General features: G+C 38.5%; 8 protein-coding genes. 5 read left to right on the forward strand and 3 right to left on the reverse strand.

The window, feature by feature from the left end; translation table 11 throughout:
* The 5 genes from AC1M9B_RS09540 to AC1M9B_RS09560 all read left to right on the forward strand — a co-directional run.
* Nucleotides 1-3,731 (forward strand): BapA/Bap/LapF family large adhesin (locus AC1M9B_RS09540; RefSeq protein WP_481608990.1); only part of this gene is annotated, 3,731 nt, incomplete at its 5' end.
* A gap of 1,098 nt (nucleotides 3,732-4,829) precedes the next feature.
* On the forward strand, nucleotides 4,830-5,594 hold the full coding sequence (locus AC1M9B_RS09545) for an AraC family transcriptional regulator (RefSeq protein WP_481596346.1): 765 nt from the start codon (nucleotides 4,830-4,832) through the stop codon (nucleotides 5,592-5,594).
* Between the two features lie 96 nt (nucleotides 5,595-5,690).
* The gene (leuA, locus tag AC1M9B_RS09550) at nucleotides 5,691-7,388 is read left to right on the forward strand and encodes a 2-isopropylmalate synthase (RefSeq protein ID WP_481596345.1); all 1,698 of its coding nucleotides are present in this window, start codon (nucleotides 5,691-5,693) and stop codon (nucleotides 7,386-7,388) included.
* A gap of 229 nt (nucleotides 7,389-7,617) precedes the next feature.
* A complete protein-coding gene (locus AC1M9B_RS09555; protein WP_481609038.1) occupies nucleotides 7,618-7,800 on the forward strand; it encodes a helix-turn-helix domain-containing protein in 183 nt (60 codons plus the stop codon).
* Between the two features lie 63 nt (nucleotides 7,801-7,863).
* A complete protein-coding gene (locus tag AC1M9B_RS09560) occupies nucleotides 7,864-8,490 on the forward strand; it encodes an IS30 family transposase (protein WP_481596344.1) in 627 nt (208 codons plus the stop codon).
* 129 nt (nucleotides 8,491-8,619) lie between these two features.
* Here AC1M9B_RS09560 and AC1M9B_RS09565 read toward each other — a convergent pair whose 3' ends face one another.
* From AC1M9B_RS09565 to AC1M9B_RS09575, 3 genes are all read right to left on the reverse strand, one after another.
* On the reverse strand, nucleotides 8,620-9,903 hold the full coding sequence (locus AC1M9B_RS09565; RefSeq protein ID WP_481608991.1) for a ribonucleotide-diphosphate reductase subunit beta: 1,284 nt from the start codon (nucleotides 9,901-9,903) through the stop codon (nucleotides 8,620-8,622).
* 146 nt (nucleotides 9,904-10,049) lie between these two features.
* Entirely contained in the window at nucleotides 10,050-10,181 is a 132-nt protein-coding gene (locus tag AC1M9B_RS09570) for a preprotein translocase subunit YajC (protein ID WP_481587302.1), read from the reverse strand.
* A 466-nt stretch (nucleotides 10,182-10,647) separates the two neighbouring features.
* Complete coding sequence (locus AC1M9B_RS09575; protein ID WP_481589064.1) at nucleotides 10,648-13,473, reverse strand: ribonucleoside-diphosphate reductase subunit alpha; 2,826 nt, start codon at nucleotides 13,471-13,473, stop codon at nucleotides 10,648-10,650.
* Between the last annotated feature and the right edge of the window lie 238 nt (nucleotides 13,474-13,711).

Below are 13,711 nucleotides of genomic sequence, written 5' to 3' on the forward strand. Positions count from 1 at the left end.
TTGCTGCGAAAACAGAAGCACAAACAAAAGTGACAGCGTTACCTGAGGCAGTACAAGCAGAAAAAGATGCGCTACAAGGTCGTTTAAATGACCTGGTTGATATCACTTTACCAGCAGTAAATGATGAAAACGAAGATGGTGTGGATGATGCAGTTGCAGCACTTGAAGAAGCGATAGAAGCAGTAGAGGCGGCAGAAGCAGCATATGCAGAGGCAGAGCAAGCACTAGCAGATGCCGAATCAGATGGTTTAATCACGCCAACAGAACTTACTGAGCTGACTCAAGCACGTGATGATGCACTTGCTGCTAAAGAAGATGCACAAGCGAAAGTTGATGCACTTCCAGAAGGAACAGACAAAGACGCATTGGATGCACGCTTAGATGATCTAGTCGACATCATCTTACCAACAGTAAATGATGAAAACGAAGATGGCGTAGCAGATGAGTACGAACAAGTATTGGCAGATGCCGAAGCAGCAGTAGAGGCAGCAGAAGCAGCATACGCTGCGGCAGAACAAGCGCTGATCGATGCAAATGCCAATGGCCTCATCACGCCAACAGAACTTACTGCATTGACTCAAGCACGTGATGATGCACTTGCTGCGAAAACAGAAGCACAAACAAAAGTGACAGCGTTACCTGAGGCAGTACAAGCAGAAAAAGATGCGCTACAAGGTCGTTTAAATGACCTGGTTGATATCACTTTACCAACAGTAAATGATCAAAATGAAAATGATATTTCTGATGATATTGATACTTTACTAGCGGGGGTCGAAGCTTTAATAGAAAGTGCTGAAGAAGCTTATACAACGGCTGAAGAGGATTTAGCTGACGCCTTGCAAGACGGTACTGTAACACAGGCAGAGGCTGATAAATTGCAAGAGTCCCTAGAAGCTGCTCAGGCAGCAAAAACTCTTGCACAACAAGCATTAGACAATATTGATCAAACTTCAGACGCGATTGAAGCTGCAAAAGCTCTATTGCAAGAAAGAATAGATGATCTCGTAGATATTGAGGTACCTGAGCCATTTGCAACAGCGAATAATGATGTGCAATTGGTATTGGATATCACACCGACTGTAGATGTTAATGAAACACCAACAGAGCTTAACTCAACAGGATTTACAGTGGGTTCTGTTGGCTTAGGTCCAGTGTTAAATGCAAGTGTGCTTGAAAGCGTATTTAGCTCCTCAGTTTCCCTTTCAGTCGAAGAAGGCACCGAAAGAGATATTAGTTTCTATGCTGATGCTGGTGGTCTTACAGCAGGGACGATGAACTTATTTATGTATAAGTTAAATGAGTCAACTGGTGAATATGAATTAAAAGAAAAAATTGATAATTGGTATCTCGTTGTATTAGGTGGTGTGTCAGAAACGATAAGTCGTTCTTTAGATGAAGGAGAGTGGCTCATTGTATTAGGTAACGGCCAAGGGTTGTCAGCTGCTACGGGGTATACATTAAGATTTGAATCAGATGCTGTACGTGATTTTAATAATCCAGAAGCTGTGACAGGAACAATAAATGGTAATGTGATTACGGATCAGGATTATCAAAATGGTACAGATGTCGTCCCAGAGGGTAGTAAAATCAGCGGAGTTATTCATGGTGAAGATACCATTAATCAATTTACAGATGGTATTGCAACAATTAAAGGGGAGTATGGCACTTTAACTATCTCTGAAAATGGACAATATACATATACAGTAGATCCATTATTTAGAGATTACGGTGAAGTTGATCGTTTTGTATATGAGGTAACGGCACCAAATGGTGAAAAACGCACAGCTGAATTGAATATTGAATTAGTGCGTGTTGCCACAGATGAAAATGCCATCATTGATAATACAGTATTACTTGATGTTACTCCTGATTTAACTGAAACCACAGGCGAAGAATTAGGTATTTCAAATGCAGTCGCATTGAATTTACTTGATCTAGGTATTGCTGGTGATGTGTTGTCTGCAAGTGTAATTGGTACGGAAGGTGTCATGGACTTCACTGTTGAAGACGGTACTTTCCAAGAAATGACCTTTACCGGTTCCGCGGGCGGGGTAACGATACTTTCAACATTTAGTTTGGTTATCTATCGTTTAGATGAGAATACTCAACAGTTGGTTCAAGTACACGAAATTCCAAATTTTGTTCAAGTGCTCATTGGCGGTGGTGTTTCAACCCCGGTAACATTGAGTTTTGGTGAGGGTACTTACGTTGGTATTATCAAGCAAACTAGTGGTGTAAACGTAATTGGAGGAGCTTCAGCTCAAGTTACAGATGTCAATATTTACGATTATGCAAACCCAGAAACGATAACTGGATCAGTTCAAGGTGATGCGACTCAGATTACGACAGATAAATTAATATTGGTAAATAACACTGATGTGGTTGAAGGTGAAGCTTTAGTTGTACAGGGTCAATATGGCTCACTCAATATTAATACTGACGGTACTTATACCTACAATGTTACAGTTCCACAAAGCACAGTGGGTTGGACTCCACCATATGGTGAGATTGATCGTTTTGAGGTTGTAGTGGAACGAGCAGATGGTACAACTTACATTGAAGTTCTCAATATTAAGATTGATACCAATACAGTAGCTAACGATGCAGAAGTTGTAGAAGTTCAAGCTGCAAACTATTCAACGCTCAATGAATCTGTAGAGTCTGGAATTATTGGATCTGCAAGTCGTACACTAGAATTTAAAGTTGAAGAAGGATCTTATATTAGTAGCTTAGATCTCCAAGGGAATATCACTCGTACTTTAACTAATGATAATCCTTCAATGAGTGTTGTGATTAATAAGGTGACTACTCAGCTTGTCAACGGCGTTGAACAACAAGTGCTTGAACAAGTTTATACCGGAAATGTTAGTATTACATGGCCAGCTGGAACAACATTTAATCCTTCGACATCAACGACTTATGCCTCAGAAATTATTTTAGATGATGGCAAAGTGCTCGATGCAGGTGATTATGTTATTTCAATTAACACAACGAGTGGTACATTTAATTCAGTGAATGTATCTAGTGCATCAATTACTGGAATAATGATCAATAATATTACTCCAACTGATACACCATTGCTTGAGGGTGATTTATTTGAAAATGATACAGCTATCGACCAAATTGATATTCTGAAAATTGGATCTAAAGAGCTTTATGTAAATGATCCAGCTAAAGGTGGTCAAGAGTTCACAGTTCAAGGTAAGCACGGTGTCCTTACTGTGTTCAAAGATGGCACCTATGAGTATCAACCATCAGGTTTAAGTGGAGGTCTTGAAACATTCACCTATACAACAGTTTCTAAAGCGGGAACATCACAATCTGCAACACTTGAAATTAATGTTTCGATGACGCTAACTGGAAGTGAGGAGGCAGATACCGTACAAGCATCTGCTTCAATCGATACTTTTACTCTTGGTGAAGGCGCAGATACAGTCCTTTATGATGTGCTCAATCAAGCTCAACATAACGAAAGTCCAGATATTTGGACTGACTTTAATCAAGCTGAAGGTGATCGAGTTGATATTTCTGCTTTATTAAAAGATCAGAATGTTACATCGTCTAACATTGGTGAATTTGTAACGATCAAACAAGATGGTGCAAATACGGTGATTAGTGTTGATACTGATGGGGCTAAAACGAAATATAACCCAACTGAGCTCATTGTTCTGCAAAATACAGATAGCAGTCTTTATGCGATCGATGATCTGTTAAAATATAATCAAATTTAATTAAACAAATGAAAAGAGGTCTTTCGAGACCTCTTTTTATTTTTAAAAAATGTGAAATCAAAAGTAATTGGTATGAAAAAAATAAAATACTAATAATTTGAATAAATTAATTTTTGAAGAACAAAAAATTGTATTTGTTATTTCGTCATTTGAAAAATATTCTAATAAAAAAATTCATTATGGAGACGAGATTGCAACAAAAAAATCATATCTAAGCACCATTTTATAGAGCTTTATGTGTTAGTCATCAGGGGTAGACTTAATCATAAAAAATGTTGTTTAGGATTTATTGATAATAAAAAATGGTAATGATTCAAAAAATTAAATTCCTACTCCAAAGAGATTTTCATCTCTATATTTAGACCTGTTTTTGAACGTTATTAAATAGAATAGAGAAACAAACACTCGCTCCGTTAAAAAAAGTTAACCTTGCTCATTTTTATTTGTGTTTTCAGGTGGCTAGTATGGGGGGAGTAGTAATGTCTAATTTTATAACTCGATATGTGTTGCAGAATTAGGTTATAGAGATCATTTTGCCTGAGTTTGAAGAATAATCCGCTCATTACTCATTATTCACATTGGATTTAAAGGAATGCTTGCATAATTCGATATTCTTAAATTGGTTGAAAACTCAGTGCTTTAACTTTGATTGATTTTGATGCTTAAATAAACATGTGAATATGAAAATTTTAATCTGAAAATTTAACACTGCTATTTGTTTTTATTCTTGAACCATACTAAACCTGCTTGAGTATAAAAAATAAAAGAGCCATATAAGGCTCTTTTATTTTTAGATACAATAGCTTGATCGTCACGCGACACATAAGTTGTCATTTCTCTTTTAATAAATTCAAAAGCTTCGTAATATTTGCGACACATAATGACAATTTTAGCGACACAACCTATGTCATTTTTTGGGATATAGCGACACAACCTGTGTCATTTTACGAAAATAGTTCTTAGACTAAGAAAACTATAACAATTACTTTAATCTATTCATATATCAGGCATTAAGTTAACTACAAAGCTTCCTATAAATATTTTTTATTTCTCGATCATCTATAAAATATGAATTCGAGCATTAAGGAGATACATCTCGTGCATTATTCTCATGGTCAGCTTAGTTATCCAGTCTATGCTTATGCACAGTCGTATGCTCATGGTTATGTAGAAGGGACTCATCAACATGACAGAATCCAGTTACTACATACTCTTTCTGGAGTCATTCATGTTCGAACGTCAGAAGGAATATGGGTCATCCCTCCATCTAAAGGTATTTGGATACCTGAAAACAAAAAACATTCAATCAAGATATTTGGTAATGTGGAAGCCCGAGGAATATTTGTTGATCCCTTTGCCCGTGCTGATTTCAATACGCAATGTAGTGTTGTTGCTATTCCAAAACTTCTGTCAGAACTTATTAATCAGGCTGTACAGATAAAAGAAGAAATCTTACCTCATACTAGAAACGAACGGCTTTTGGAACTCATATTAGATGAGTTACGCTTTTTAGAAGAAATTCCATTTCAGTTGCCAGAAGCAAAGTCAGAGATACTCAAAGAAATTTGTGAAAATATCAAAGCAGATCTCTCTGGAACCAACCATTTAGAGATGGTTGCCGAACAGCATGCTTTTAGCTCTAAAACACTTTCAAGACTTTTCCAGAAAGAACTCAATATGAATTTTAGTGTATGGCTGAAGCAAGCAAAATTGCTGCAAGCCTTGACTGATTTGGAAATGAGAAAGCCAATACTCAATATCGCTTTAGATTTAGGCTATGAGAGTCCTAGTGCTTTCTCCTATATGTTTAAAAGACAAATGGGAATGACGCCTACAGAATATATAAAGAAAAAATCAGATTAGATTTTGTCTTTTTCTAGATGGTATTTGTCTTTAAATCGAAAGAAAGACAAAAAATGATGATTCATGATGATGTGATTAAAGTCATAGGATCACATCATGTTAACTCATCCTCAAAATAAATATCGTCCATTCGATTTTTCCGATTTTACTGATAGAACATGGCCAAGTAAAAAAATTACTCACCCTCCTGTTTGGTGTTCAACCGATTTAAGAGACGGTAATCAGGCATTGGCCAATCCTATGGATCACGATAGGAAACTTAAATTTTTCCAAATGCTTGTTGAATGTGGATTCAAGCAAATTGAGGTTGCGTTCCCTGCGGCATCAGAAACTGATTTTAATTTTGTTCGTTACCTCATCGAACATGATCAGATTCCAAATGATGTTTGTATCCAGGTTATGACTCAAGCCCGACCAGACCTAATTGAAAGAACCTTTGAGTCTCTGATGGGAGCAAAGCAAGCGATTGTTCATGTTTACAATGCCACGGCAGAAGTATTCCGCAGAATTGTCTTTCAAAAGTCTAAACAGGAAATTATTGAACTAGCCGTTGCTTCAACACAACAGGTGAAATCTCTATGTAAGCAATATCCAGCAACTAAATGGACTTATGAATATTCTCCGGAGACTTTTTGCTTTACCGAAATTGAGTTTGCGCTAGAAATTTGTGAAGCCGTAGCTGAAGTTTGGGCTCCAAGTCCTAAAAATCCAATGATTATTAATTTGCCCACTACCGTTGAAGTCAGTACACCTAATATTTTCGCCGATCAGATTGAATTTTTTTGTAAAAATTTTACTAAACGAGAACAGGTTTGTATCAGTGTGCACCCTCATAATGATAGGGGAACAGGCGTTGCAACTGCTGAATTAGCATTACTTGCAGGTGCAGACCGTGTTGAGGGCTGTCTATTTGGTAATGGTGAACGTACAGGGAACGTTGATCTTGTGAATATTGCTTTGAATATGTACACACAAGGCATTTATCCTGAACTTGATTTTTCTGACATCAAGAAAGTGGCAGAGATCGTGAAAGAATGTAATGAACTTCCGATTCACCCAAGGCATCCTTATGTAGGTGAATTAGTATTTACAGCTTTTTCAGGTAGTCATCAGGATGCAATTAAAAAGGGTTTTAAAGCGAGAAATGTTCAAGATCATTCATTTTGGGAAGTTCCATATCTGCCTATAGATCCAGCTGATTTAGGGTGCAGTTATGAGGCAGTAATTCGTGTAAATAGTCAATCTGGTAAAAGTGGTGCCGCTTGGATATTGCAGCAAAATCATGGCATAGATTTACCACTAAAGTTACAAAAAGATTTTAGCCAAATCGTGCAAAAGATGACGGATAACAATAAGAAAGAGTTATCTCATGCTGAAATTTGGACAGTATTTAGAACGGAATATGGTATAAACGCTAATGAAGATAATTTTGAACTTGTAAGTTATCAATCGGATAAAAAAGATGATGTTTATGAAGTCAAACTATCTATTGAGTTACATGGTGAGATTATCAATCTAGTAGGTTGTGGAAATGGATTATTATCTGCCTCAGTCAATGCTTTAAATAAGAAATGGCCTTGTAAAATAACGATTGCTGAGTATTCAGAACATACTTTAGGGAAGCAGAGTAGTAGCCGGTCTATTAGTTATATTCGTTGTATAGACTACAGTGGAAATACGTATTGGGGAATTGCAATTGATACTGATATTGCTTCCGCATCTATCCAAGCACTATTGAATGCATTTTCTAGGTCGTATAAGTTGAATTATTTAGAAAAATTACAATTAATATGACTACAGTGATTAGGCAGGTGACTATATAGTGTTATTTTTTAAAGCAGAGATTTATATTTCTAATCGGTATGTGGTACTAAGGAAAAAAAACATTCACAATAAAATTTTTGAATGATTAAGTTATTGGAAGGAAGTAAGATGATTTAGCATTTTGCTTCCGACCATCCAAAGTCAAAATTGCTTCATGAACTATACTCATCTTACCTAAGAAGAAAGATATCAGATTTATATATTATTACGTGAAGGTTTTTTTAAACATTATATCGCTTGGAGACTCAATCGGTCACCTTCAACTATTTCTAGAGAAATTAAACGTAATCGAGCGAGAAATGGTTACTTCCCTACACATGCTAATACACTCGCTCGAAGACGCCATTGTTCCAATTCTAAAATAATCCCTTGTGAAATATAGGCACAAGTTATCTCTTATCTTCTATGGAGTCCTGAACAGATCGCTTCTCGTGTTTCAGTCAGTTTGCATTCAATTTATCGCTTCATTCGGCAGGATAGAAATAAGGGTGGCACACTCTTTCACAACCTACGTTTCAGAAATCAAAGGAAACGAAAGTACGGCTTTCATGAAACCCGTAGATGCATTCATAATAGACCTATTGAGATTGAGCATCGGACTCGCTTTGGTGATCTGGAAATAAACACGATTGTAGGTAAGAACTATCAGCAATCCTTGGTCTCGATTGTAGATCGCAAGACAGGTTATCTATGGCTCAAAAAGTGTAGCTCACGAAAGGCAGAAGAAGTTTGCCAAACAACTATCCGTCTATTTGAGCCGATCAAAGATCATCTCAAAACAATCAACGCAAATAATGGTAAGGAGTTCAGCCTGCATGAGTATACTGCTCAAGAATTAGACATAGACTGGTGTTTTGCTGATCTTTATAATGCTTGGCAACGAGGCACAAATGAAAATACCAATGGTCTAATCAGGCAATACATTAAAAAAGGGAGTGATTTAAATATCTATACGGATGAATACATCTCAGAAATCACTCAACGTTTGAATCATCGGCTAAGAAAAGACTCGGCTTTAAAAGTCCGAGTCAAGTATCATGGCAACAACATGGTGTTGCCCTTCAAATGTTAATCTAAGAATCTTAAAACTTAACCCTGCTATTTATTTTTTTTATTCTTGAACATACTAAACCTGCTTGAGTATAAAGAATAAAAGAGCCATATAAGGCTCTTTTATTTTTAGATACAATAGCGTGATCTATTACCAGCTTAACGCACCACCAGTTTGATAGTCTGTTACGCGAGTTTCGAAGAAGTTCTTCTCTTTACGTAAGTCCATCATTTCTGACATCCACTGGAATGGATTGTTCACACCAGCAAATTGCTCAGGTAAACCTAATTGAGCTAAACGACGGTTTGCGATGAACTTCAAGTATTCTTCCATCATTGCAGCATTCATACCTAATACACCGCGTGGCATTGTGTCACGTGCATATTCGATTTCAAGCATTGTACCTTCAAGAATCATTTGAATGATTTCTTCTTGGAACTCAGCAGTCCACAAATGTGGGTTCTCGATCTTGATTTGGTTAATCATATCGATACCAAAGTTCAAGTGCATTGACTCATCACGTAAGATGTACTGGAATTGCTCAGCAACACCATTCATCTTGTTACGACGACCCATTGACAAGATTTGAGAGAAACCACAGTAGAAGAAAATACCTTCAAGAACACAGTAGAATGCGATCAAGTTGCGAAGCAAGATTTGATCTGTTTCAGGTGTGCCTGTTTTGAATGTTGGATCACTTAATTCTTGAGTGTACTTCAAGCCCCATGCAGCTTTACGCGCAACTGATGGAACTTCGCGGTACATGTTGAAGACTTCGCCTTCATCCATACCTAAAGATTCGATGCAGTATTGGTAAGCATGCGTGTGAATCGCTTCTTCAAATGATTGACGTAAGATGTACTGACGGCATTCAGGGTTAGTAATGTGTCGGTAAATCGCAAGAACCAAATTATTTGCAACCAACGAATCGGCAGTAGAGAAGAAGCCTAAAGAACGCATCACGATGGTACGCTCATCTTCAGTTAAGCCATCCTCTGACTTCCAAAGTGCGATATCGTGGTTCATGTTAACTTCTTGTGGCATCCAGTGGTTTGCACAACCATCGAGATATTTTTGCCAAGCCCATTCGTATTTGAATGGAACAAGTTGGTTCAAGTCAGCGCGACAGTTGATCATTGCTTTATCATCAACTTGAACACGTTGAGCGCCCATTTCTAACTCTTCAAGACCTGGAGCAACATCCAAATGTTCTAAGGCGTTAGATGCTCTTGCCAACGGATCGGCTGAATTTGTTGTTCCGTTTGAACTGGTTCGAGCGGGTTGTGCAACTGCCACACGCGTCGGTTCGTTGCGTGCATCAGATACCACTTGTGGATTAGGCGCTTTTTGCGGTTCGATGGGCGCAGACTGCTGTGCTTGTGCAGTTTGTTTCGGTTCATCATCTTCGAAATCGTCCCAACTGAGGATAGACATATCAATTCTCTCTACGTTGCTTATATCTTTTTATTCAGACATCTCAACGTGAGACATCCTACTATACGCTTATATTGTGTAAGCAAAATTAAGTTTTGCCGATGAATGTACTCAATTTGTTCGTTTGAGTAGATTGAATTTCCGCACTACTTATTTTGCTTACGCTTCTGTTGTTTGCGAATGGCTAAAAATGCATAGACCATCGGCGTGTAAAAGAAAATAAAGGCAAACACTAATACCGCGAGTCCTAACATATAGTTATGCGTCATATGGTGCATGGAGGTTTCCTTCATTTCTAAATAGTGGACTTCCGGAATAATCTAGAAATCCACGTTAAACTCTCAAAATAATTACTTGATTTTAAGAATTTGTTTAATCGTCGTTTTTGGATGAGCTAAAGCATAAGCTTTAGTCACGAAGCGACCATCAATGGCACTTTTATAAATCACGCGCTTAGACATAGTCTATTCCTCCTTTCTCAAAGAAAATGACTTGTACTGGCTCGAGATAGTTTTCAGTGCTACAATCTATCTCGCATTGCTATGCCAGCCTCTTTGTGACCATTTTGATATCACATCGAGATTGAAAGCCTTCTAGTTAGTTTTGGTCGACGCTAGAGGGCTTTTTTATTGCCTAAATTTTTTAATCCCCCTTTTGCAAAGGGGGGACATGTATCCCGCCATTTGCTTCGAGGAATCTCCCTCCTTTATTAAAAGGGTTGGGGAGGATTTAAAACCTGTCAGATTACTGACAAGCTTCACAATCAGGGTTGTCAATTGAACATGCCATTGGTACTGGTGCTGCTTGTTCGAAGCCTTCTTCTGACGCTGCTGCTTCAGGTTTAGCTTCTTGAGCAACTGCTGCTACTGGTGCTGCAACTGTCGCAGGTTTAACTGCGTTTAATGCACCTGTGTTAATCGTAGATTTCTCAGCAGATGTCGCACCCAATGCACGAAGGTAATAAGTCGTCTTAAGACCACGTAACCATGCCATCTTATACGTGATGTCCAATTTCTTACCGTTTGCACCAGAGATGTAAAGGTTAAGAGATTGTGCTTGGTCGATCCATTTTTGACGACGTGATGCAGCATCAACAATCCAGCGTGCTTCAACTTCAAATGCTGTCGCGAAAATTGCTTTTAACTCTTCAGGAATACGCGCAATTTTTTGTACTGAACCTTCGAAATGTTTCAGGTCATTAACCATCACAGAATCCCAAAGACCACGTTCTTTTAATGCACGAACGAGGTAAGGATTGATGACAGTGAACTCGCCAGACAAGTTCGATTTCACATATAAGTTTTGGAATGTTGGCTCAATAGATTGAGATACACCACAAATATTTGAAATGGTTGCAGTCGGTGCAATTGCCATCACGTTCGAGTTACGCATACCATCTTTTTGAACCTTGGCACGTAACGTGTCCCAATCCAAACGTTGTGTGCGATCGACTTCAAACATACGTTCTGGGCGAGATTTCGCAACGAGCTCAAGAGAGTCAATTGGTAAAATACCTTGATCCCACAATGAACCTTTAAATGTTTCATACGTACCACGTTCAACCGCCAAATCGCTTGAAGTTTGAATCGCGTAGTAAGAAATCACTTCCATAGACTCATCTGCAAACTCAACCGCTGCATCAGAACCGTAAGCAATCTTCATTTCGTATAGTGCATCTTGGAAGCCCATGATACCCATACCCACTGGACGGTGTTTCAAGTTTGAATTACGCGCTTGTGGTACTGCATAGTAGTTAATGTCGATGACGTTATCGAGCATACGAACCGCAGTTTTAATCGTGCGAGCAAGTTTCTCACGGTCTAATTGACCACCTTGAACGTGTTGAACAAGGTTGATTGAACCCAAGTTACATACCGCAATTTCATCTTTGCTTGTGTTCAATGTAATTTCAGTACACAAGTTAGAAGAGTGCACCACACCTACGTGTTGTTGCGGTGAACGTAAGTTACATACGTCTTTGAATGTGATCCACGGGTGACCTGTTTCAAATAACATTGATAACATTTTGCGCCATAAGTCTTTCGCACGGACTTTCTTATGAAGCATGTCTGTTTCTTTCGCAATGCTTTCGTAGTAAGCATAACGTTCTGCGAATTCAGCACCCGTTAAATCGTGAAGATCTGGTGTTTCAGACGGGGTGAAGAGTGTCCATTCAGCATCTTCAAATACACGTTGCATGAACAAATCTGGAACCCAGTTTGCAGTGTTCATATCGTGTGTACGACGGCGGTCATCACCCGTGTTTTTACGAAGCTCTAGGAATTCTTCGATATCCAAGTGCCAAGTTTCAAGATATGCACATACCGCACCTTTACGCTTACCACCTTGGTTAACTGCAACGGCTGTATCGTTCGCTACTTTAAGGAATGGAACAACACCTTGCGATTTTCCGTTAGTACCTTTGATGTATGAGTTCAAGGCACGAACTGGTGTCCAGTCATTACCTAAACCGCCTGCCCATTTAGACAACATTGCGTTATCACGCATAGCGCCATAAATATCGAACAAGTCATCATCAATCGTTGTTAAATAACAGCTTGATAACTGAGGACGTAATGTACCTGAGTTAAATAGAGTCGGCGTAGATGCCATGTAATCGAAGCTAGAAAGTAAGTTATAGAATTCGATTGCACGATCTTCACGGTTGTCTTCATTGAGCGACAAGCCCATAGAAACACGCATGAAGAATAATTGTGGTAATTCGAAACGTACGCCATCAGAGTGGATGAAGTAACGATCAAATAATGTTTGAAGACCTAAATATGTAAATTGATTAGAGCGTTCTGGTTTAATCGCAGCCGCTAATTTTACAAGATCAAAATTTAATAATTCTGGAGAAAGAAGCTCTAGCTCAACACCTTTTTTCAAGAAGGTTTCAAGCGCATCATTTTCAAGCGTGTCTTTAGATAGGCCAAGAAACTCAAGACCGGTTGCAACTAAGTTGTCACGCAACAAACGTGCAGTGACATACGTATAGTTTGGTTCTTGTTCAATACGTGTACGTGTCGCCATCATCATCGTTGTAGAGATGTCTGATGCTTTAACACCGTTGTATAGGTTTTTTACAGTTTCATCGATGATCGCTTGAACATCAATGCCTTCTAAGCCTTCGCTAGCTTTTTCAATCTTCGCTTGTAAACGACTCAAATCTAATGGTTGGAGCTGACCATTTTGACCTGTGATCTGAAGAGTAGGGTGATGATGAGCACCTAACTCTTTACGCGCTTCAGCACGTTGTTCACGATAGATCACGTATGCACGTGCCACTTTTTGTTCACCTGTGCGCATTAAAGCTAATTCAACTTGATCTTGAATTTCTTCAATATGAATCGTGCCACCTGAAGGTAAACGACGCTTAAACGTGTTCATCACCATCTCAGTCAGCTGAGTAATACGATCGTGAATTCTGCTCGAATCTGCACTTGGTTGACCTTCAACAGCCAAAAATGCTTTACCAATTGCTACAGAGATTTTATCTGCATCAAAAGTGGCAACATCACCAGTGCGTTTAATCACTTGAAGTTGACCAGGGGTTGTATTAGCGCTCATTTCAGCGTCGCTCCATTCTCATCATTTTTATGCTTATGGACCATTTGAATCGGATACAAACTCAAAAAATGAGCTATCGCGATATTTGAGGGTAAACACAAGACTTAGTGGTTTAATGTAAATTAAGACACAAGATACGGTAAATTTCAGGGTAGATCAATATTGACATTTTGATAATTTTTTTTCTGAGTTTAACACTCAAATTTCCCTATACTTTTTCCATGTTCAGCCATTTTGT

Source organism: Acinetobacter sp. ANC_7513 (assembly GCF_056779915.1).

Coding starts and splice junctions, on each gene's coding strand:
- AC1M9B_RS09575 (WP_481589064.1), bottom strand. CDS start 13,473: ATGAGCGCTAATACAACCCCTGGTCAACTTCAAGTGATTAAACGCACT.
- AC1M9B_RS09570 (WP_481587302.1), bottom strand. CDS start 10,181: ATGCACCATATGACGCATAACTATATGTTAGGACTCGCGGTATTAGTG.
- AC1M9B_RS09565 (WP_481608991.1), bottom strand. CDS start 9,903: ATGTCTATCCTCAGTTGGGACGATTTCGAAGATGATGAACCGAAACAA.
- leuA (WP_481596345.1), top strand. CDS start 5,691: ATGTTAACTCATCCTCAAAATAAATATCGTCCATTCGATTTTTCCGAT.